The 21,437-nt window shown below is 57.3% G+C and carries 20 protein-coding genes and 4 pseudogenes; 11 read left to right on the forward strand and 13 right to left on the reverse strand.

The annotated features are described in order from the left end of the window. Positions 1-245: 245 nt before the first annotated feature. Positions 246-548 (forward strand): DUF982 domain-containing protein, encoded by a 303-nt coding sequence (locus AB4Z52_RS32020; RefSeq protein WP_442221894.1) that lies wholly within the window; start codon positions 246-248, stop codon positions 546-548. A gap of 116 nt (positions 549-664) precedes the next feature. Here the strand turns inward: AB4Z52_RS32020 and AB4Z52_RS32025 are convergent, their stop codons facing one another. From AB4Z52_RS32025 to AB4Z52_RS32035, 3 genes and pseudogenes are all read right to left on the reverse strand, one after another. Next, complete coding sequence (locus AB4Z52_RS32025; protein WP_442221895.1) at positions 665-1,015, reverse strand: hypothetical protein; 351 nt, start codon at positions 1,013-1,015, stop codon at positions 665-667. A gap of 1,216 nt (positions 1,016-2,231) precedes the next feature. After that, a pseudogene (gene groEL, locus AB4Z52_RS32030) lies at positions 2,232-2,396 on the reverse strand (chaperonin GroEL); the annotation flags it as partial. A gap of 490 nt (positions 2,397-2,886) precedes the next feature. Further along, positions 2,887-3,375 (reverse strand): annotated as a pseudogene (locus AB4Z52_RS32035) (ABC transporter ATP-binding protein); the annotation flags it as partial. 172 nt (positions 3,376-3,547) lie between these two features. Here AB4Z52_RS32035 and AB4Z52_RS32040 point away from each other — a divergent pair. Continuing rightward, positions 3,548-3,907 (forward strand): hypothetical protein, encoded by a 360-nt coding sequence (locus AB4Z52_RS32040; protein WP_442221896.1) that lies wholly within the window; start codon positions 3,548-3,550, stop codon positions 3,905-3,907. A gap of 274 nt (positions 3,908-4,181) precedes the next feature. Here the strand turns inward: AB4Z52_RS32040 and AB4Z52_RS32045 are convergent, their stop codons facing one another. Then, on the reverse strand, positions 4,182-4,424 hold the full coding sequence (locus AB4Z52_RS32045; protein WP_442221913.1) for a DUF982 domain-containing protein: 243 nt from the start codon (positions 4,422-4,424) through the stop codon (positions 4,182-4,184). Positions 4,425-4,884: 460 nt separating this feature from the next. Between AB4Z52_RS32045 and AB4Z52_RS32050 the strand changes: the two genes are divergently transcribed. The 3 genes from AB4Z52_RS32050 to AB4Z52_RS32060 all read left to right on the forward strand — a co-directional run bounded on the left by AB4Z52_RS32050 (position 4,885) and on the right by AB4Z52_RS32060 (position 7,709). Beyond that, positions 4,885-6,936 (forward strand): EAL domain-containing protein, encoded by a 2,052-nt coding sequence (locus tag AB4Z52_RS32050; protein ID WP_442221897.1) that lies wholly within the window; start codon positions 4,885-4,887, stop codon positions 6,934-6,936. Positions 6,937-7,305: 369 nt separating this feature from the next. Then, the gene (locus AB4Z52_RS32055) at positions 7,306-7,491 is read left to right on the forward strand and encodes a DUF3008 family protein (protein WP_442221898.1); all 186 of its coding nucleotides are present in this window, start codon (positions 7,306-7,308) and stop codon (positions 7,489-7,491) included. A 41-nt stretch (positions 7,492-7,532) separates the two neighbouring features. Next, the gene (locus AB4Z52_RS32060) at positions 7,533-7,709 is read left to right on the forward strand and encodes a ribosome modulation factor (protein ID WP_442221899.1); all 177 of its coding nucleotides are present in this window, start codon (positions 7,533-7,535) and stop codon (positions 7,707-7,709) included. Positions 7,710-8,109: 400 nt separating this feature from the next. Here the strand turns inward: AB4Z52_RS32060 and AB4Z52_RS32065 are convergent, their stop codons facing one another. From AB4Z52_RS32065 to AB4Z52_RS32090, 6 genes are all read right to left on the reverse strand, one after another. After that, complete coding sequence (locus tag AB4Z52_RS32065) at positions 8,110-8,511, reverse strand: response regulator transcription factor (RefSeq protein WP_442221900.1); 402 nt, start codon at positions 8,509-8,511, stop codon at positions 8,110-8,112. A gap of 31 nt (positions 8,512-8,542) precedes the next feature. Further along, a complete protein-coding gene (locus AB4Z52_RS32070) occupies positions 8,543-10,096 on the reverse strand; it encodes a PAS-domain containing protein (protein ID WP_442221901.1) in 1,554 nt (517 codons plus the stop codon). 192 nt (positions 10,097-10,288) lie between these two features. Then, the gene (locus AB4Z52_RS32075) at positions 10,289-10,630 is read right to left on the reverse strand and encodes a hypothetical protein (protein WP_442221914.1); all 342 of its coding nucleotides are present in this window, start codon (positions 10,628-10,630) and stop codon (positions 10,289-10,291) included. A gap of 111 nt (positions 10,631-10,741) precedes the next feature. Beyond that, positions 10,742-11,515: an Imm42 family immunity protein gene (locus AB4Z52_RS32080; protein ID WP_442221902.1), complete on the reverse strand. Its 774-nt coding sequence runs from the start codon at positions 11,513-11,515 to the stop codon at positions 10,742-10,744. A 199-nt stretch (positions 11,516-11,714) separates the two neighbouring features. Next, positions 11,715-13,016 (reverse strand): MFS transporter, encoded by a 1,302-nt coding sequence (locus AB4Z52_RS32085; RefSeq protein WP_442221903.1) that lies wholly within the window; start codon positions 13,014-13,016, stop codon positions 11,715-11,717. A gap of 182 nt (positions 13,017-13,198) precedes the next feature. After that, positions 13,199-13,651: a MarR family winged helix-turn-helix transcriptional regulator gene (locus tag AB4Z52_RS32090; protein ID WP_442221904.1), complete on the reverse strand. Its 453-nt coding sequence runs from the start codon at positions 13,649-13,651 to the stop codon at positions 13,199-13,201. A 200-nt stretch (positions 13,652-13,851) separates the two neighbouring features. Between AB4Z52_RS32090 and AB4Z52_RS32095 the strand changes: the two genes are divergently transcribed. From AB4Z52_RS32095 to AB4Z52_RS32120, 6 genes are read left to right on the forward strand one after another with little or no spacing between them, the layout of a single operon-like run. Further along, on the forward strand, positions 13,852-14,391 hold the full coding sequence (locus AB4Z52_RS32095; RefSeq protein WP_442221905.1) for a flavin reductase family protein: 540 nt from the start codon (positions 13,852-13,854) through the stop codon (positions 14,389-14,391). 10 nt (positions 14,392-14,401) lie between these two features. Continuing rightward, positions 14,402-15,634, forward strand: a complete 1,233-nt coding sequence (locus AB4Z52_RS32100) for a flavin-dependent monooxygenase (protein WP_442221906.1) — start codon at positions 14,402-14,404, stop codon at positions 15,632-15,634. Positions 15,635-15,680: 46 nt separating this feature from the next. Further along, complete coding sequence (gene tsdA / locus AB4Z52_RS32105) at positions 15,681-16,661, forward strand: gamma-resorcylate decarboxylase (RefSeq protein ID WP_442221907.1); 981 nt, start codon at positions 15,681-15,683, stop codon at positions 16,659-16,661. Between the two features lies 1 nt (position 16,662). Next, positions 16,663-17,721, forward strand: coding sequence for a maleylacetate reductase (locus tag AB4Z52_RS32110; RefSeq protein WP_442221908.1), 1,059 nt, complete (start codon positions 16,663-16,665; stop codon positions 17,719-17,721). 20 nt (positions 17,722-17,741) lie between these two features. Beyond that, entirely contained in the window at positions 17,742-18,590 is an 849-nt protein-coding gene (locus AB4Z52_RS32115) for an intradiol ring-cleavage dioxygenase (RefSeq protein ID WP_442221909.1), read from the forward strand. Next, on the forward strand, positions 18,587-18,889 hold the full coding sequence (locus AB4Z52_RS32120; RefSeq protein WP_442221910.1) for a YciI family protein: 303 nt from the start codon (positions 18,587-18,589) through the stop codon (positions 18,887-18,889). The genes AB4Z52_RS32115 and AB4Z52_RS32120 overlap by 4 nt, the downstream gene beginning before the upstream one ends. Before the next feature lie 241 nt (positions 18,890-19,130). Here AB4Z52_RS32120 and AB4Z52_RS32125 read toward each other — a convergent pair whose 3' ends face one another. The 3 genes and pseudogenes from AB4Z52_RS32125 to AB4Z52_RS32135 all read right to left on the reverse strand — a co-directional run. Beyond that, positions 19,131-19,340: a cold-shock protein gene (locus AB4Z52_RS32125; RefSeq protein ID WP_442221915.1), complete on the reverse strand. Its 210-nt coding sequence runs from the start codon at positions 19,338-19,340 to the stop codon at positions 19,131-19,133. Positions 19,341-19,592: 252 nt separating this feature from the next. Next, positions 19,593-21,038: pseudogene (locus AB4Z52_RS32130) on the reverse strand (DUF5939 domain-containing protein). 100 nt (positions 21,039-21,138) lie between these two features. Continuing rightward, positions 21,139-21,437: pseudogene (locus tag AB4Z52_RS32135) on the reverse strand (ISKra4 family transposase); the annotation flags it as partial.

Genomic DNA, 21,437 nt, shown 5'->3' on the forward strand with positions numbered 1-21,437 from the left:
ACGGCAGGCGCTTCATAGCGTTCCAACAGTCCGCCGTTCTTGCGGTGCGCGGCCGAATGCCGAGTGGCAACGATGCCTGGACGAGTCCGACACCGCGTTCATGACCGGGATCCGCGAGAGCTTCAAAGCGTTCCTAATATCCCTGTGGTTCGCCGACCCTGGGGCTAACGATGGGGGCGGGATGTCGTAACCGATAGCCCGTAGCCGTGTTGACTCTCCGTCATGGCGAACGGCGGAGGAGGCCGATGGTACCCATTTCAGTTAAAATGTGGTCACGGTGCGTCTATTTGATGTGCGGCCGGCTCGTCTCCTACCTGACCGTCTGCTCGACGAAGAAGGCGGAGCATATTCTGACTTATAAGTGGCCCGTCGATGATGGCGCTCGACACCGGCAGGCCCTGGGCGTCTGCGCTGAAGTGATGAAGGACAATCTTCCTGCGGACGAGGCGCGGCGTGCGTTCATCCTCGCGGCGAAAGAGGCAGGCCTCGTCACAGCAGATACGCCAAGGCGGTTCGTTTTCGCAATGCCAGTTGAGGGTGAAAAGTAGACCGGGATGCGCAATGAGAAGAAGCACAGTCGCTGAACCAGGCGTAGTCTGGATGCTTGGGCCACGCCTGGCTGCCAGCGCGCAGGGTCCGCACTCGCCAAACCCCGGCCGTTGAATTAACTGTCAAATCGTTGAGATGTTCCCAGTCGGGAGAGCGGTACATCATCACCCTCGAATTCAGTTTCGAGGGCCTTCAGCAGGCGCTCCGGCGTATCGTTGCCATCTTTGTAGAGAGTGATTACCAGCGATATCAGATAGTCGTCCGGCTCGACATGCCGCCGAATGCACCATTCGGTCAGCGCCTCGAGGACGACCTCCGGGTCGGCATGGAAAAAAGCTCCAGAAAGGCCATTCATCGCAGCCCCACTTGGCGAGCTTATGATACGCGCCACTAGCGCTCGCAATGCAATTCTATCCCTTAGAAAATACGATTCAACAGCACATTGACGGTCGGCTGCCTTGAGCATCGTCAGCGCCAATTCGGGCAGGCCGTCTTCTCATGCCGTTAAGATTTCAATGCCAATAGGAGCGCCAACAGCACAATGCCTGCCAGCCCTGCGATGAATACCCACCGCTGCCAACGCCTTCGCAATATGAGTTCCCCCTGGCGGACGTCCTTGGCGGAAAAGGTCCGTGGGGGGTTCTTTCTTTCATTCGGGACTTGCTGCGGTCTCATAGGTGCCTCCGCCTGCCGCTTTTCCGCGCGCTATGATCTCAACGACGCACCCGCCCGGAATGTTCCGGAGATCGGAATGGGCCATCTCAGGCCGCCATCGGCACGCAAGGCTCATGCCTCGGCGAACGACATTGCGATATTTAGTGAAGACAGACTGCGAACGCCTCGCGGTCCTTACTTCTGTGGATCTGGTTGCTGAATGGTCTTCTGCGGCTGGTTGTCTTTTGTACCCTGGATATACGGCTTGATGACTAAAATGCTCAAGATCGAGCCAATCATCAGCACCACAATGACAAGCATTAGTGTCCGCATCGTCTTGTCTCTCACTAAGATTGGTTCGGCGCAGGCGGGACAGGCTACTGCGCCGGCATGTTGTGGCCGAATGGATTAATGACGAGCAAAACGAAAGTTATTGCCAAAACGATAAGTAGTCCAACTACTATGTATCGGATGTGCATGCACTTCCTCCCTCTGATCCGATCTTGCTCGGTTCCCATGTCCAATTCGAGATCAATCTATGGCAGGCTTTAGCCGCATCTTTCTCAATGTAAGACCCACCGCGACCTCCCGTTCTCGGCTCACAATCATTGCTGCTTTTGCGGAACCTGACCCGGTGGGATCACCGGCGTATCGCCGGTCGGCGGTGCTGGTACAACGAAATCGCTGTCGCCCGTCGAGGGAGGCTTTAAGACACCCTTGCAATCGGCCAGCTTTTTAGCGTCCGATTGCGCGGAGGTCCTAAGACTTTGCTGCCTATCCGGCGCTTGGCAGCGGTCCGACTGATTTGCTGAGCCCTGGGCAAAAGTTGGAGTCGATAGAAGCCAGATGGCGCAGGTCATAGCGCATACGCGCCTGGTCCGATCGATGGCATCTGTTCGACTGGAGAGCATCTATCCCTCCTTCATTTCACATTTAAGGAAAACACTCTGGGGTAGGGGATGTTCCCCATTTGACGAAATGATTCCTGGCCACAGGCCCGTGAAGTTGCGCAGATATGTCACGACGAAGCCCCTGTTCTCGAACTTGTCTTCCGGCTCGATTCCCCTTACGACTGTTACACCGTCCTTGGTGATGCGCGGTGCGCCAAAGGATTTGTCGATCACGACGTTGCGGCACTTCGGACCCAGCGTGACCTTCACGGCGTTGGTCAGGACATCGAGGCCACGCAGCATGGATCGAAGCTGTTCGTCTTCCTCGTCAGCCGCAAAATGAACGGCGCCCTTCTCATCACCATCATGCCTGGTTCCGGAGGCATTGCCGAAACAGGCGGCCGGATCGAAGGCGAACGACCGCCTTTGGGCATTCAGTTTGTCCGATCACCTCTCGAGAATTTCTAGCAAACGTTCCCGGCAAGCGCTAAAATCATCTGATGGCCCACGCTCGGTTTGACAAAGACAAGGACCATGGGAGCAACGGGTGGTCGGTGTATGACATCTACACTGGCGTGACCGTTGTATTGGATGGTCAAGAGCTCAGCGCCCTCAATCTCGAAGACGCAGACGAACTATGTGACCTGCTGAACCTTGTGGACACTCTGAGAACCGCAAAGGTTACCCTTCAGTAATCTGCCTGGAGGGAGGCTATGACTCTCTCCAGCGTCTTTGACCATACCGTGCCCTTCAGCTGACCTGATTCGGACCGGCGGCCCGCACTGAAGACGGGCTAAGCTATGAGACGAGGGTCGTGGATCAGACGATCGACCTTGCCAGACTGAACGATTTCGCCTGTCTCCAGCACATATCCAACATCGGCGGTCTCAAGAGCGGAACGAGCGTTTTGCTCGACCTACGCCGAGGTCTCGTAGAGTCGTTCGGAAGATCTCACGCACGATGAGCGGTGCAAGCCCTAAGCTAGGTTCGTCAAGAACAAGGAGCTTGGGTTTGGTAATGAGGGCGCGCCCTACGTAGGGCCAACATCTGCCGCTCTCCGCCCGAGAGCGTTCCGGCTTGCTGCTTGGGCCGTTGTTTCAGGGGCGGGAACCGCTCATAAACGGTTTCCAGTTCGGCATTCACTGTCGAACGGACTGTATCGACTGTAGGCGCCAAGAAGAAGATTATCCCGAACCAACATGTCTGAAAATAGCTCTCGCTTCTCAGGGACGAGGCGAAGGCCTGCGTCAACGCGATCCTCCACGGACAACCCGGCTAGGTTGGTATCCCTAAGAAGAAAGAAAGCAGAAGGCGTTCGTTCGCCGACCGGACCGCTCCGGGAATGGCGTCAAACCACGACAAGGCTCCCTCAACGTGAAAAGTTAGACACCCCTTGGGAACTGTCGGACGTCCACCGCCTTTTAGACGAAGGGAGATATTCTCAGGAGAAACCGATGTCAGAAATACCTAGCAATCCGGGACGGACCATCAGCGCGATGTTTGACTCAGAAAGCGACGCCCAGAGCGCCGCGGAAGAATTGATTGCCTCCGGCGTTCAGAGGCAATCCGTGACGATCACGCCTGGGCAGAGGGAAGACCTTCCGGCGCGAGATCACGCAGGCTTTATGGACGCTATTGCCAACTTCTTTTTCACTGACGAACAGCGCAACCTCTATGCCGAGGGTCTGAGGCGCGGCGGGTTCCTTGTGACGGCGCAAGTGAACGACCAGCTTCAACATGACGCCGCTCTGCGTATTCTGGCGGAAAGAGGAAGTATCGACGTCGATGAACGCGCCGAAACCTGGCGCTCATGACAGTGCGAGGTTCGGTCAAAGCCGTCGCGCACTCATCCCGTCTGGAAATGTGCAAACGCCCGCGCAATCGCGGGCTATTGCGTCCGCGGCTGAATTGCGCTCGTGACCGGTTCAACGGCTTCGTATGATCAATGTCAACGCGGGCTCGTTTCTGCCACCGAGATTTCGCCCAAAGGGTTGATCGCCACTAAGATCGCCATTGCGATCACAAGCAATGATACGCCGGCGAGCGGAGAGGTGACGCGCTCTTTGAGGTCCAATGCCCTGGCATGGCTCAATGAGTTAGGATTCTTACCTCTTCGGCCGCCGCAAGGAACTCCGCGCGCGCCTGCTCGGCGCCGACCCGGCCAGCGATTGCCCCGCGGCAAGCGCTGCGGGCCCTGACGAAATGTGCACCGCGCCTGTCAGGCCAAAGATCGGTCAGGCAGATCATCGCATCGAACGGCCCGGTGACGCCCCGATACCCCCAAACTCCGAAACCCACTTCGATTGGACTACTCCATTTCTCCGTCATGATGTTTCCTCCTTGGAAGGATCGCTCTGGGTGGCGACCGCTCTTCCGACTGTTGAGTAAAGAACCGAATCTCCGCAAATTCAATCGCATTCATGCTTTGTGCGGATGCGTACGAAGGAACAGCCATACCCGATCCGCCGACCGCAATGGATGGCGTCGGGGTGGCCCGGCGGAGGCGGCGAGATGCGTGGTCTTGTGTAGGTGCGGGAGCTGCCTGCTCGGCTGGAGCCGGACCCTGTTGCGCAAGCGCTACCGTTGCCATAGTCGCAAACGCCACCCCTGAAACGGATATCGTGGCCGCTCAAGAGGCTGCGCTGATCCGTGCGGCGAATTTTTCGCTTGGCCACTGAAAGCGAGGACCGGCCGGCGAGCTGTCGTTCGAGCAAAATAGCATTCATAAAGTGTTATCACATTGAGAGCATTCTACGTCTGCGTGCATTCGTCGACCTCGCGAGGGTAAACTATGCTCAATTCCTTTCGTATCATTCTTGACAATATGCCGCATGGCGTTGCTCTTTTGGATGCAAAACTGCGGATCGTATTGTTCAACGATCGACTTGGGGAATTGCTACAGGTCCCAAAGGTTGCGATTGGCTTCAACGTCAACGCGAAAGAGATAGCCTCGCAGATGCGGGTCGATGGTCAGTCGCCACAGCTATGGTTGGCGCACCTGCTTACCCGCTCAAACCCGCTGCATCAAGAGATCGCGGTTGGCGGGCGAATGGTCTCGCTGATCTCAGAGCCGCTGGATGGCGGCGGCTGGCTGATCACCTGCGGCGACATTTCAGCGCTTGCCAGCATGAAGAAAGATTTGGCAGATCAGATCGGCCGTTTCGATGCGGCGCTGAGCAATATGCCGCACGGACTGTGTATGTTCGACGCCGATAAGAATTTATTGCTTTGCAATGCCGCATATTCGCGGCTGTACGATCTGCCGGAGTTTTTGACGCTGCCGGGCACTCCTCTTACGAAGATTCTTGACTATCGTCAGATCGCCGGTAATGCTCCTGCCCGTCGGGACACCTATTTCGATGTCGTCGTCGAAGCCGCGCTGAAGGGTTCCGCTGCCAGCCAAAATATCTCCTTGGCGGATGGCAGAGTGATAAAGATCTCGCATCAGCCGATGGTCAACGGCGGCTATTTCGCCACGCATGAAGACGTGTCCGACGCCGTGTGCGCCGAAGCACAAATAAAATATATGGCTGGTCACGACCCGCTGACCGGATTGCCCAATCGAACGCTATTGCGCGAGAAACTGGATAGGGAACTCGCCCATCGTGGCGGTGGCAATCTCATCGCGCTCCTATGTTTGGATTTGGATCACTTCAAGGATGTGAACGATACACTGGGGCACGCCGTAGGTGACCTCCTGCTCAAGGAGGTGACGGAGAGACTGAAAAGCTGTTTGCGTGTGGCCGACAATATCGCACGATTGGGCGGCGACGAGTTCGTTGTATTTCAGGCAGGTGTTCAAACAAGACAACAAGCGTCATCGCTGGCGCAAAGACTTGTCGATGCGATTGGTGAAACGTTTAATATCGACGGTCAAGCCATTCATATTGGCGTGAGCATCGGCATTGCCATTGCTCCCGATGATGGTGATGCGTCGGATGTTTTGTTGAGACATGCGGATACCGCGCTGTATAGAGCAAAATCAAGCGGACGTAGCAGCTATTGCTTCTTTGAGCCCAGCATGGATGCCAATATCCAGGAGCGGCGCAAGCTTGAAGTCGATCTTCGCCAGGCACTCCTGATGCAGCAGTTCGAAATCTACTACCAGCCGCAGGTCGATACCTCCACCGAGCAGCTCATCGGCTTCGAAGCGCTTTTGCGTTGGAACCACCCCGAGCGGGGCCTGGTTTCGCCTGCGGATTTCATTCCGTTGGCTGAGGAGACTGGTTTGATCGTGCCGATCGGCGAATGGGTCCTACGCCAAGCATGCAAGGACGCCGCAGATTGGCCTTCGCAAATTAGAGTTGCCGTCAATCTTTCTCCGCTTCAGTTCAGAAGCCAGACGCTTGCACACACAGTCGTGTCGGCCCTTACCGAGTCCGGCCTGGCAGCCTTCCGGCTTGAACTCGAAATCACCGAATCCGTCCTTCTGATCGATAGCGAGGCAGCCTTGGCGACCCTGCATCACATCAGAAGTCTTGGCGTCCGGATCGCAATGGACGATTTCGGTATCGGCTATTCGTCGCTGAGTTATCTAAGGCTCTTCCCATTCGACAAGATCAAGATTGACCAGTCGTTCATTCGCGAGCTTGGGCATTCCAAGGATTGCGCCGCCATCGTCAAGGCTGTGGTCGACCTCGGGGCCAGCCTCGGGATCACGACGACCGCAGAAGGTGTCGAGACCAGCGAGCAGCTTCGCCGCGTCAGAGAGCAAGGTTGCGGTGAAATCCAGGGATATTTCTTCGGAAAGCCCCAACCCCTCAGTGAGATAAACGACGTCCTCTCCCGACTTTCGGCAGGTGCGGCTTTGAGGCTCACCCTCAGCCGGAAGACCGCCGGATGATGCGGGAGAGAACGGCAAAAAGTAGTCGCTGAGCACACGGGTGCGAATTGCACGCTGCTGGCGCCGGATCCCCCGCATCTCTCTGAATCCTCGCCTTCCGTTTTCGGCGTGACGCCAACCAGGAATTCACTCGGGTCTTTTCGGCGGCGGCCTGGGCAAGAGCGGGTGCAGCTAGTGCGAGGGCGAGGGACGCGATTGCAATGCGGTTCATGGCGTTCTCCTCGTTGCGAGCAAGGACAGCTATTCCTTCACTCCAGTGTCCGAACGCTAAGGGCCGCTAACAAGAAACACCGTCTTGGCCGGAACTTAGGACCTCCTGGAACCAGCGCCCAGACTGGGAGTTCCATATGAAAGAAGGAGGCCAACATCATGCCAGCCAAGTCGAAAGCTCAACAAAAAGCCGCAGGTGCAGCCCTTTCCGGAAAGCGCGGTGAGACGCCGAAAAGTGCACTCAAAGGCGCTTCCAAGCAGATGGTTGAATCGATGAGTGAGAAGCAACTCGAAGAGTTCATGGCCGCGAAGACCAAAGGCAAGCCGGAACATGTCCGGAAATAGTTTGATGGCATTTTTATTGCCACCTTGGGAGAACAAATCAGATGGACGAGCTGAGGAAACCGACTGAAGAGCAGAAGAAAGCCTATGACGCGGGTGCCCGGGCGTTTCGGGCCGAAAGTGACAAGGCAAAGAACCCGCATGCAGAGGGAAGCGACGTCGCCAAATATTGGGAATGCGGATTTCTGGACGCGCAGAAGGCGCTTTGCCACAGGCGATGAGCTGGAACTTTGCGTCAGCCTGAACGGAAGGATGCATCCAGATCGTCGTGGCTATCTGATGCAGTTCACCTCTATCAGGGACAGTCCGATATGAAATGAAGCAGGGACCTCTGTTAAGCAAGCAGGAATTTTGTCAGCGTTTTGTTGATCGGATGGTCCGCGCGTCTCCCTCAGGGGGACCCAGTGGCGGCCCTATTAGGGCGTACGCCGAGGCGGTCGCACCGGTACATTGGGCTAAGGCGCATCCCGATGGATGACAGGACTTATTGGCAGAACGAGACGTGATCGCCAGGCGGCAAAGCTTCTCGGTTTCGAACGACCGGATGGCATCAATGGACGCCGCTGAGCACGCCGATGCGAATTGCACGCGGACAGCACCGGATCCCCTGCATCCCCGCCGTTAAAATGCCCTACCGGTTTTGCGGTCATTCTCGATGCGAGTAACACAGCCGGCAACTTTGGCCATCAGGATATCAAAGTCGATCGGCTTTGTCAGATAGTCGGACGCGCCGGCCCTGAGCCCTGCGATCAGATTTTGTTTGTCAGCGAGGGCTGTCAGGAAGATGAACGGAATGTTGGAGAGTTCAGGATAGTTGACCTGGATCTCCGCGATCAGCTCGTGACCGTCCATCACCGGCATGGTGATATCGCATATGACGATGTCGGGCCACTTTGCCAACATCATTTCCAGGCCGTCCCGGCCATTGGATGCTTCAATTGTCCCGAAGCCTGCATCCGTGAATTCCTCAACGATCAATTTGCGGATATCGGCTTCGTCATCAATGCAAAGAACAGTTATCATCTCATCACCATCTCGTTTAGGCAGCGTGGGTTCAGGCCGGCAACGGGGCCGTCCCGGTTCCCGGTTTCATGGGGAGGGTCACCGTGAATGTCGAGCCAAGTCCCCTTTCACTTGCCACCTCAATGGATCCGTGATGCAATTCGACAATCTGCTTGACCAGATTGAGGCCAATTCCAGTGCCGGCAATTCCGGTGGACGTCCGGGCCCTGAAATAGCGTTGGAACATCCGTGGCAGGTCCTCGCTATCGATGCCGATGCCATTGTCCCTGATCGCTATCCTGACGTTTCCGAACTCTTCCCAGCCCGAGACGTGAATGTCTGGTGCCGACGGCGCATACTTGACCGCGTTCGACAGCAGGTTGGTGAAGACCTGCTCAAGTGTCTGACGGTCGGCGTCGATGAAATCAGGCAAGCGATCGAGATCCAGTAGAAACCGATGCGTCTTTGCTATCATCGATTGTCGCTCACAACACCCATTGATCAGGTCCCTTAGTGGGCAAGCTTCGTAGCGGATATCGACAATACCGTTGTCCAAGCGTCCGGCTGACAGAATGCTGTCCATGAGGTCGATTATTCGCGAAACCGAGGTTCGGATCTGATCGATCTTTTCCTCCAGAAATTCGGGCTCCATATTGCCTTTGCGACGCAGCAGCCGCCGGGCCGCGGCGTCGATGATTGTCAGCGGGGTGCGGAATTCGTGGGACGCCATCGTCACAAACTGCCGCTGCAGTTCATTGATGTTCCTCTCCTGATCCAGCAAGCGCTCCAGTTCCTGCGCCTGCCGCTCGATTTCTTCGGTTCGCAATTTGACGGTTACTTCGAGCGTGTCGCGATGCTGAAGCAGTTCCTCCGAGATCCGAACGGTTTTGGTGACGTTCTCGTGGGTCGCGACATACCCTCCCTCTCCCATGGGATTATGGGAGATTTTGATGACGCGCCCATCTGTTAAGGAAATGTTTTGACTAGCAGCTGAACCGGTTGCAACTGCCTCGATCACGACGTCAAAATATGTCGCCTTGTTGACGGGTCCATTTCCCGCCGCACCGCGATACTCCAGAATGTCGTCGAGCGGAGTCCCTGGCTGTGTCAGCCTCGCCGGCAAGTCGTACATTCGGGCATAGGAAGCGTTGCATAGGATCAGCTTTTTTGCCGCGTCAAACATGCACAGGCCGTGTGGCATGTTATTCAGCGCCGCATCGAAGCGGCGATTTTGCTCGGCCAGATTGCCTTCAATGCGGGCAAGTCGCGAGACGTCGTCACAGGTCAGGACCCAGCCTCCGCTCTTTGATTGAACGCAAGCGAGCGAGACGGTCCGGCCATCGGAAAGCGTGAGCTGAGACGGGCGACCTTCTGCCGACAACAGCTGCGTCAACCATCCGACAGGCCCATTGCCTGTTGCGGAACGTGCCGGATTGCCGTCGATGCCGCCAAGCAAGGCGTCTGCTCGCATTCCCTTGTAGATGGCACGCTCGTGCCGCTCCAGGATCTCCAGCGCGCGCGTGTTGAAAAACGAGACGACGAGATTGGCGTCGAGGAGGACGACGCCCTGCTGCAGGTTCTCCAGGATGTCATCGAGGGGTTGCATCGTCTCGCCTTGCGCCGATTCTGAAAAATACACGTATGTGTAGCATCAAATATAAACAATAATGTTTTGCTAATTTTCGACTAATGGTCGTGAATAGTCTGGCCGGCCTTGCTTTAGAATTGTGGCAAGGAGCGCATACGGTTTTGAGAGTGGCTGTCACGCATAGTTTACAGTGCCCGCCCCATATCCACCCTAATTCTGAACGCCGTCGCGGCTCGGCTGCGCGGGCGTGCTTTTGATCCCTTGCTGGTTGTTCTCGCTCTTGTCCGTCGGTGCCGATTGTGTCGGCTGGCCGGCCGGAGCGCTGTTGTCGATTTTGCTTGGTTGTGCGGTCGAGCCCGTTGCGGCGCCCGGCGCCGGAGCGTCCGTTTGGGATTTGTCAGGGTTGATATGCTGACCCCACATTTCGACCCCCACCCAACCGATCGCTGCCAGAACAAGAGCAGCAATCAGCACCACGAAAACACGCATTCCGCGTCCGCCCTGCCGCGCTTCGGCGGGCGAAAGAGATGTTTTGGCTTTGATCGTCGTCATGGCTTCCACCCTATCGGGTTGTTGGTCTTTCGATCAAACCCGCGCCGCCACCTATAGTTCCAGGGTTGGAGCCAATCCGATCAAACTGCGTCCAACATTGGCGTAGGGACGTCATTGCTCAAGGTTGTCGCGCGGCGGGAACTTATTCAGCTGCGTGATTTCGCCTCGCAATGGCCTTGCCGAGGTTGCCCAAAGTTCCATCCAGCGCGTCGATGCGTGTCTGCCGGCCGTCAAACAATCGGCGAGTTGGAGAAGCTGGGCTTCTTCGAATACGGCTTGTCGGCGTAATTTGATGATAAACGCAGCGGCGAGCGAGCGGGTCTTGGCTTTCATCCTACTTGCTCGCTCTATAGCGAATAGCGTCTTCCAACCAGAAACGATGGCGTAGAAGAGATCGGCGTCCATCCATTCTTCGCTAATCGTGCCAGATAAATCGTCAGGCGATTCTGTATTCAAGAAGGCAACAATGCGCACGCGGCTTCCGACGTCGAACTGCAAGATGTGGCTTCCGGCATCAAAAGCCTCGTCCCCATCCGGAGCCCAGATCGACCCGCTCGATTGTAAAGCATCGGTGAACCGATGCTGCGAAAGCCCGAAGTAATCCGTTCGCGGATTATCACGATAGATCGCATCGAGGTAGGCTGCAGCCACGTCGGCGGCAGCAACATCAGTCAGCGTTGGAAGCAGATGCGTTCCCCGCCGCTGCAACCTATGTTCCACTTCATTGAAAGAGCATCCAAGCATGGATGCGCCAGGCTCTCTGACTCCGAACGCTCGTCCACTAACGTGGATGACAAAAGAACTCAATGCCAATTGGGAAAGGCTTTCCACCGCATCGGTAATCTTGCTTTCGATTGCGAAAATGCAGCAATCGCCCACTGTCATCCGTTATCCTCGTTGTCTCAGGCATCACAACAGGGCGATCAAGCCTGCTCATCGCAGACTTTGTCAACAGGACCTAGAGGTTCGAACCTAGTCATCCACCGCCGGTAATATCGAAAGGGAATAGGAAACTGATGGGTTCCAAGATAGCGAGTCAAGCGTCGGCGAGGCCGAATGCGAGACCTGCCGACGAAATAGCTCGTTAGTCGATCTTTCTGCGGTGGAGCAATGTCATCAGTGCGAGAACGCAGCCAACTGCCCCGACCGATGCGAAGATGTAGAAGTTCCATTGCGGAGCCAGGCCTGCACCCAAAACCGAACCGCCGATGGCCGGTCCTATCATGCCTCCAATACGGCCGATTCCGAGCGAGAAGCCAAGACCTGTTCCTCGGATTTCGACCGGATAGACGTTTCCAACGAGAACGTTGGCGAGGATCTGCGTGCCGATCGTTCCCGTACCTGCAAGTGCTACGAGACCATAGACCTGGGGCCCCTGATCCACCTGCGTCAGCAACCAGATCGAGCAGGCTCCGAGAAGAAACATACCTGCCACGACTATTTTGACATTTCCACGGTCAGCAATCCTTGCTCCGATCAGGAGGCCGACTGCGGCTCCGACATTGAGCGTTACGGAGAAGAGGAGAGCAGAACCTAGCTCATAGCCCATCTTGTTCATGATGGTCGGAAGCCAGTTGACCATGCCGAATGTGAGCAGAAGCGAACAGAAATGGATGCCCCATGCGTTCAGCGTCGGCAGTAGGCGACCTTCGGAAAACAGCGACCGGATGCCGACCTGACGGCGCGCAGCAGGCCTGGCTACGGGATCGGGCAGCCCGTACTGGTTTGCGATCTGATAGGCTTCGGTCTGGCGGTTCTTCGTTACCAGCCATTCGGGGGATTCGGGTATGAGGCGGATGAAGAAGGGCAGAAGCAGGATCGGTGCGCCGCCGATAATCATCAGTGGGCGCCATCCGTATTTCTGCACCAGCAGCATTCCGAGGATCCCCGAGACGATGCCGCCGGCCAGATAACCCAGAAGAGCAATCGAATAAGCTATTGCCTTCCGCTTCGGCGGAGAAAACTCGATGATTAAAGCGGTTACCGTGGGGAAAAGAGCTCCAAGGCCAAGACCGGCAAGAAAGCGTGTTCCCTCGAAAATGAGAAAGCTCGGCGCAAGACCGCTACCGATCATCATGACGGAGAAGCTCAGTAGACTGCCGATGATGACCTTTCGACGACCTATCCTGTCAGCGAGTGTTCCGGCGACGAGAGCGCCCAGCAGCATACCGAAGAGGGTGATGGAGGCAGCGCGTCCGACCAAGCCCGGTGTCAGGCTCCAGCTGGCTTCACCGAGTAACGCTGGCGCGACCGCGCCGTAAACGATCAGGTCATAGCCGTCGAATAGGATCAGCAGACCGCAAAGGGCGATGATGATATTCGGGCTGCGAACGTGTTCCTTGATAATAGCGAGATCTTGTATGGCCAATTTTCCCTCCCCATACATTTGAGTACAGGAAGTACGCTCCTGCCAGCGGCAGGTCGTCGTCGATCCTTGTACAAATCCTCCTGGATCGTTGCCGGCGTGGTTCCTCCCAGCGCCAGACTCACCCGTGAGCGGGCGATGTCAAGACAACGATGACACGCTATTAAATACTTGCGAATAAAATATTTGCAACTGCAAACTTTTCAGCTCGTAACTTTTCCCTTTCCGGATATTGCCGGCAGGTTGCTGTGCATGCGGCGCAGCGCTTTCTTCAGGACTGCGATCTCTTCGTCCGACATGTCCTGAACCGCGGTGCGTTCAAGCTCCACGGCAAGCGGCATAAGCCTTTCCGTCAGCGCCTCGCCCTGCGGGGTCAGCCTTACGATGACGATACGGCCATTATCTTCCGGACGTGTTCGCGACACCAGTTTGCGCTTGGCCAGTGTGCCGACGAGCCGCGAAAGCGTCGAAATCTCGACAGAGACGACGTCGGCGAGGTCCCCCAAGGTGCTCTCCCGGCGCTCCTTGAGCATGGCCAGGACACGGTACATCGCCACGCTGAGATTGTTTTCGGCGATTCTCTGCGCAAATACCTCGGCTATCCGCACGCCGGCGCGATTGAGAAGATAGGGTACGGAATCGGTAAGTTTGTACATGTCTCTGTCTGCTGGCGGGATTCGGCTTGCTGAGGGCTCTCTCCGACATGCACCTAAATCACCGGGATGACAACATGATTGGCTTTCAGCCGCCGAGAACGGCTGGGTTGATCAAGCATTTCCCGCCTGATTTTTAAATTTGCATTGACAATAGTTGCAAATGCAATAATTTGGACGCCAAGGAGACACGGGAGGAAGTCATGTCTGCCACTGCTGCCCTCGGCATAGCGCCGGCCCCCGCACCGATCAGCGATGCGTTTCGATCGACTATGCGCCGTTTCCCGGCGACGGTGACGGTCATTTCAGCTTGTCGCAACGGTGCGGATCACGGAATGACGGCAACTGCCGTCACATCGCTTTCGATGGATCCGCCATCTCTCATCATCTGCCTGAACAATCGCACCTACCTGCACGACATGCTGCTTGAGGTGCCGGAATTCGCCGTCAGCGTTCTGACCGACAGGCAGGCAGCCGTGTCGGAAGGCTTCAGCGGCAAGATTGCGCCTGAGCGTCGGTTTGATGCTGCCGATTGGGTTCGCCACGAGCGCGGCATGATGGTGCTGGGCTCCGCTCATGCCTCGGTTGTCTGCCGCCGTATGGGCGCAGTTCCCTATGGAACGCACACGATCTTCATCGGGCAGGTGGTGGATACACGCCATTCCGCCGACACGACCGCGCTGATGTACGAGAACTCGAAATATTGCGCGCCACAGCACGCGCTTCCTGCATCCAAGAACTGAAGGTAGTTCCATGAACAATACAGCTGCCCTGTTTCCCGCCTCGGCGCGGGTTGAGAACGCATGTCTTGCAGATCGTATCGCTCCGGCGCTAGACGAGATCCGTGCCGGTGCGCGCGATACGGAAAAATCCGGCCGCGTGCCGGCCCGCAATATCGATCTGCTGCGCTCCGCTGGCTATTTCGATATCGTCAAGCCTGCCCGTTTCGGTGGCGACGAAGGATCGTTTGTCGAGCTGGTCGATGCCAATATCCAACTGTCGTCGGCGTGTGCCTCCACCGGCTGGGTTGCCGGCCTCCTTTCCGCGCATCAATGGCTCCTCGCCATGTTCGATGAAAGAGTTCAGCAGGAAGTGTGGGGCAGCAATCCGGATGCGCTGCTCTGCGGTTCCTATGCGCCGGTCCGCATGGCGGAACGCGTCGACGGTGGCTTCCGGTTATCCGGCGATTGGGCCTTTGCGAGCGGATGCGAAAATGTCCAGTGGGCGCTCTGTGCTGCGATCATTCCGCCAAACGGCGAGGGGGCGCGTCCTGTGCCGGCGTTCCTTCTGGTTCCCGCCAGCGATTATGCCATTGCCGAGACCTGGGACGTGGTCGGTCTCGCGGGCACCGGCTCAAAAAGCCTGGTCCTCAAGGATGTCTTCGTTCCGGAATACCGCATGCTGAGCTTTCCGGATGCGACCTCCGGCAGAACGCCGGGCGGACGTGGCTACAAGGGTATCGGCCTTTTCAACATTCCGTTGCTCATGGGGGTTCCGTTCTGCCTCGGCAGCGCAGCCGTCGGTGCGGCTAAGGGCGCATTGGAGAGCTATATCGACCACATGGGAGGCCGTGTGACACGTGGTGCAGTGGCCGGTGGCAACAACAAGATCGCGGAATTTCCGACGATCCAGCTTCGCGTGGCGGAAGCCTCGGCATCCGTTGATGCCGCCCGCGAAATCATTCTGCGCGATATTGCCCGGGCGCAGCAACTGGCCCAGGCCCGCGAGGACGGCACCGGCGAGATCACCGAAGAAGATCGGATTCTCGCCCGTCGTAGCCAGTCCTTTGCGGTCAGCCTGGCCCTTCGGGCCGTGGAAGCACTCAATGCATCGACAGGCGGCCTCGGCCTCCAGATGTCCAACCCCGTCCAGCGGGCATGGCGCGATGCAAATGCAGTCGGGCGCCATATTTCCATGAACTGGGATGCCGTGGGCACAATGGTCGGTCAGCAGCTGCTCGGTCTTCCGCCCAAGGGACAATTCTGATCCGCATCCCCATTTTTTCGATTTAAGACAGGAAAGAGAGCATATCGTGCAAGGCAAGATCGCGCTTGAAGAACATTTCGCCATTCCCGAGACGCTGCAGGATTCGGCTGGATTCGTGCCGGGCGATTACTGGACGGAACTGTCCGCTCGTCTTCTGGATATCCAGGACAAGCGTCTGCGGCTGATGGATGCCCACGGCATTGAGAAAATGATCCTGTCGCTGAATGCTCCGGCCGTGCAGGCGATCCCAGATAAGGCAAAGGCCCTGGAGATTTCCCGACGCGCCAACGACTTTCTGGCGGAGCAATGCGTCAAGAACCCGAACCGTTTCCTGGGATTTGCAGCTTTGCCCCTGCAGGATCCGCAGGCGGCTGCGCAGGAATTGCAGCGCTGCGTGACAACGATGGGTTTCGTCGGCGCACTGGTCAATGGTTTTTCGCAGGAAGGCGACGGAACGACACCGCTCTACTACGACCTGCCGCAATATCGTCCGTTCTGGGCCGAAGTCGAAAAACTCAACGTTCCCTTCTACCTGCATCCGCGCAACCCGCTGCCGCAGGATAGCCGGATCTATGCTGGCCATTCCTGGCTGATGGGTCCGACATGGGCGTTCGCACAGGAGACTGCCGTTCATGCGCTACGCTTGATGGGATCCGGCCTGTTTGACGAACATCCGGCTTTGCGGATCATCGTTGGTCACATGGGCGAGGGGCTGCCATACATGATGTGGCGCATCGACAACCGGAATGCGTGGGTCAAGGTGGAAAAGAACTATCCCGCCAAACGCCCGATTGCCGATTATTTCAACGAGAATTTCTACATCACGACTTCGGGGAACTTCCGCACGCAATCGCTTATCGATGCTATGCTGGAAATCGGCGCGGACCGAATTCTGTTCTCGACAGACTGGCCATTCGAGAACGTCGACCATGCTGCAAACTGGTTCGACAGTACGACCATCTCCGAAGCCGATCGTCTGAAGATCGGTCGCACCAACGCGGTGTCACTATTCAACCTCGATCGATAGCATGGTTACACCTTTCAGATACACTTCCAGCGCGGTCCAGGTCTTCTTCGGGAGCGGCTCGTTGAACCGTCTCGCCGAGGCGATTGCAGGGCAGGGCGGCAAGCGCGCCCTGATCCTTTCGACCCCGCACCAGAAAGCGGAGGCGGAACGGATCGCTGCTTCCCTCGGCCCGCTTGCGGCGGGACTATTCCACGATGCGACGACGCATACGCCGGTCGATGTGACCGAGCGCGCGATGGCGGCATACAACGCAGCCGCCGCCGATTGCGTGGTCGCAATCGGCGGCGGATCTACGATCGGTCTCGGCAAGGCGATCGCCCATCGCAACGACGCGCCACAAATTGTGGTGGCGACGACCTATGCGGGGTCGGAGGTTACACCAATCCTCGGCCAGACAGAAAATGGGCAGAAGACGACAGTCCGCGGGCCTGGCATCCTGCCCGAAGTGGTGATCTACGACCCTGAATTGACATTGGGATTGCCGGTCAACATCAGCGTGAGCAGCGGCCTCAATGCAATGGCGCACGCGGTCGAAGGTCTCTATGCCCAGGATCGCAATCCCATTTCGTCAATGATGGCGGTCGGGGGCCTGCGCGCGCTGAAGCAGGCTTTACCTCAAATTGTCAATTCACCGAGAGACATCGAATCGCGAAGCGAAGCGCTTTACGGTTCCTGGCTGTGCGGCACGGTGCTTGGAGCAGTTGGCATGGCCCTGCATCACAAGCTTTGCCATACGCTGGGCGGTAGCTTCGATCTGCCGCACGCGGAAACCCATGCGGTCATTCTTCCCCATTCTGCCGCCTACAACGCCCAGGCCGCACCGGATGCGTTAAAGCCGGCTGCCGATCTTTTCGGCGGCTCGCTGGGCGGCGGTCTTTATGATTTTGCCGCTTCTATCGACGCCCCCTTGGCGTTGCGCGATCTGGGTATGAAGGCAGCCGATCTAGACCGTGCGGCGGAACTCGCCGACCAGAACCCTTACTGGAACCCGCGCCCCATCGAACGGGAAGCGATCCGGGCCTTGTTGCAGAGCGCCTGGGAGGGCGCGCGGCCGGGTTAACGCCTTAGGAGGATGGCTAAGTGCCTGAATATTTCAGCGAAGAGAGATCCACACAAGCCGTTAACTCGCGGATGGGACAGGACATTAATCCGCGTCTGGCCGAAATCATGGCGTCGCTTGTCAGGCACCTACATGCCTTTGCCAAGGATATCTGCCTGACCCAGGAGGAATGGGAGCTGGCCATCGGCTTCCTGACCCGAACCGGCCATCTTTGCCATAACGAGCGACAGGAGTTCATCCTGCTCAGCGATACGCTTGGGTTCTCGATGCTGGTGGATGCAATCAACAACCGGCGTCCGCCAGGCGCCACGGAAAATACCGTGTTCGGACCGTTCCATGTCGAAGGTGCGCCCGTGCGGCAGATGGGTGAAAACATCTCGCTCGACGGCAAGGGTGAGAGCTGTCTCTTCATCGGGCGCGTGCTGGATCTTAACGGCAATCCAATCGAGGGAGTCCGGATCGATGTATGGTCGGATAATTCCGATGGGTTCTACGACGTCCAGCAGCCGGATATCCAGCCGAAGTGGAACAACCGGGGCATTTTCGTCACCGGTGCGGATGGCACCTATAGTTTCGTCGGCATAAAGCCGGTTTCCTATCCGATCCCGGATGACGGCCCAGTCGGCCAGATGTTGACGTCCCTCGGCCGCCATCCCTACCGTCCTGCCCATACCCATTACCTGATCACGGCTTCAGGTTATCAGAAGCTCGTAACCCACACTTTTGTCGGCGACGATCCCTATCTGGAATCCGATACGGTGTTTGGCGTGAAAAGCAGCTTGGTCGCGCCTTTCAAGCGTGTCGATCGTGCGACGGTCTGGCGTTCCGATTTCGATTTCGTGCTGACGCCAGTGGAGAACGGACAATGATCGTTGCCCGCTATGCGAGATCCGATCCCGGCAAAGCTGCCGAGCGTTCCCTATTGATCGAGGAACACAAGGCTTATCTGCGTGGCGCGGCGATCCGAATCTTGCTTTCCGGACCTTCTGCACCGCCGGCGGACGGAAAGGGTTCGACCGCCGTAGTGATCGCAGAAGTCGAAACACTCGCCGAGTTCGAGGCGTTCAGCGCAGGAGATCCCTTCGTCCGCTCGGGTGTTTATGACAGCATCGATGTATTTGAATGGCGGCCCAGTTTTGGGGCCCTTCTTGACGCTTCGACTAACTAGGCCGTGATCAACTTTAACGCTGCGGCTTCGGCGCAGCCAGTCCGTCGTTCGCGACATAAGCGGTAGATTTACAGATTACCATGCAGAGCCAAGAACCCAAGGACAGCGAGAGAACCGGCCGTTGAGTTCACCACGGGTAAGGAGCCGCCACGCAAACAGGTTAAAAGCGTCGAAGGCCCTTGAGAAGGAAATAGTCCGCGGTGGTTGGCAATCCGTGCCCGCCGCGGATGGCTCTTATGACTTACAGGATTTCGAGATTGTCAGCGGTCCATTTGCCGGTTTTGCGGCTTTGGCTGAGTTCATATTGGATCTTCTGTCCGTCCTGCAGGTCTTGCAGGCCAGCGCGTTCAAGGGCAGAGATGTGAACAAATACATCCGGTGATCCGTCGTCTGGTTTGATGAAGCCATAACCTTTTTCGCCATTGAACCACTTCACGATACCTGTTGGCACGCCCGACGTCTCCCCAGTAAGATTCGGTGAGAAAATGGACGAGACGAGCGCGATTGACAAGACAGATGTCGTCGGCCGCTATTGTTGCTCGATCGTGTAATTGTTTTAGGCAATATTGACGCTTCACTGAAATTGTCAGCTGAAACTCGTCCCGAATTTATCGGCTAAAACTAACCGGATATGACATTTTTCGATTTGAAATCATGAGGTAAAGGGGGCAAAGATCCCAAGGGAATGGCACCGGAGCTCTAACTAACGAGGCATCACGCGGTACACGCAAGCAGTTCCCTCGACGCCCCGGAGAGGAGCCTCAAACGCTACAAGATTGTGGCCGGCGAGGAGATGGCTGACGCCCGGCGCCGAAAACAGCGCTTCGGAAATGCAAATTTCCCCTGCGTCAGCCAGCGATTGTACGCGCGCGGCAACATTTACCGTCTGGCCGAAATAATCCAGGTTTTCGTTCAAGCTCACGACGATCGAGGGGCCGCAATGGGCTCCGATCTTCAGAATGAGGCTGGGTTCGCCATGGGCGGCATTGTAGCGCGCGATTACCCCGAGGATGTGCAGCGCGGCCGAGACGGCATCCGCCGGGCGCGAGAAAGCGGCCATCACAGCGTCGCCGATCGTCTTGACGATCGCGCCAGAATGCTCCTGCACTGTCGCGCCGAGCAATGCGAAATGCTCGCGAACCAGCGCTTAGGCATTGAGATTGCCAAGCCGCCCATACATGGCAGTCGACCCCTTGAGGTCCGTGAACAGCAGGGTCACCTGACGGATACCCAGACCTTCCTTCTCGTCGACGTTTTCTGAGCGAAACAGGCGCCGAAAAGTCTGTCGGGCAAGCAGCATGCCGCCCGACACGTAAGGATCGAAGTCGAGAGCCGGCTTGATTGTCTGCGCCAGGATTTCAGGTGGCCAATTGATCAGCAGCAACGAGCCGCGCACGGCACCAGAGTTCTGCACGTCGATGATAACAGGGCCGGGCGGCACCGCCGGCAGCGAAGCGTAAAACCGCTGCCCGTCATATCCGATCCGCAGGTGCGTTGGCACTGCCACCGGCTCGCCTGCGACCGGCAACGCGAAACCCGCCTGGGTCTGGACATTGACCCCCGCCAGGGCGCCGGGACCGAGCTCGGCCGTTAACGTTGTGATCGAGCCCTGCGGCAGGAAGGAGAGGCCGCGAACCAGTCCCTGCAGGACGTCGAGGAAGCGGACGTGTTGGCCGGGTAACCGCGCGTCGCTCAGGAAGCGCGCCTTCCAGTGAAAATCCTCGACCGAGAGCGAGCCGAGATCATGAAACGGCAGCCGGCGGAGGTGTGGCGACACTGTGAAGGTGACCTCGATGAAGTCATCGAGGTTGGTTTCGCCGCTGACATCGCAAAGGCCGCAGACATAGTGGGTCTTCAACGTTCGCAAGGCACCGAAACTGTCGAGCACCATGCCGGATTGGGGGCACACCACGTCCCAGCTCATCTCGAACAATCCGCTTCGGGTCGCATGAAGAAACAGATCGATGCTTTCCGCCTCCGCGATGGCGCTGTCGCGAGCGAATGCCAGGGGATTGACGCGATAGAGGGACAAGTCGCCGCCGCTGCGGATCAGTGTTTCAAATTTGGAGATAACCCGCGGACTCCAGGACCGGGTCTGCTCGAGCTCGGTGATCTTGCTTTCAAGGAGCCGTTCCTGAACGTCAGTCATGTGGCACCTGCGCTTCAGCTATCGATCAGGTTTGGCCATTCCTTGGGACCTTTCTTAGCTATTCGAGACTATAGGGGGAGCATGAGGATTCGTGGGGCAGTTATGCGGCGAGAGCCGTTTCGTCTGGTTCGTGATTGTCGTTAGCCATCCCGGGATACCATTGCTGGAAGGTCGAGCGCAGGGAGCCGTCGAGGGTCTGCGTCCTGGTTTGAAGCAGAAGATGCGCACCGATCCTGCTCCACTGCATTTGCTGTTTTTTCGCGAACCGCTTGCTGATGACGGCATTGACGGTTGCCTCGACGAAGGCCGAGGAAATCCGCTCCCCGGACCGGTAACGTTCGCCGTAGTTGATCAGGCTTGCGCGGTTGGAAGCGATGTAGGATCGGAACTCGCCGATGG

Source organism: Rhizobium sp. 2YAF20, from assembly GCF_052114685.1.
In the GTDB taxonomy this organism is placed as follows: domain Bacteria; phylum Pseudomonadota; class Alphaproteobacteria; order Rhizobiales; family Rhizobiaceae; genus Rhizobium.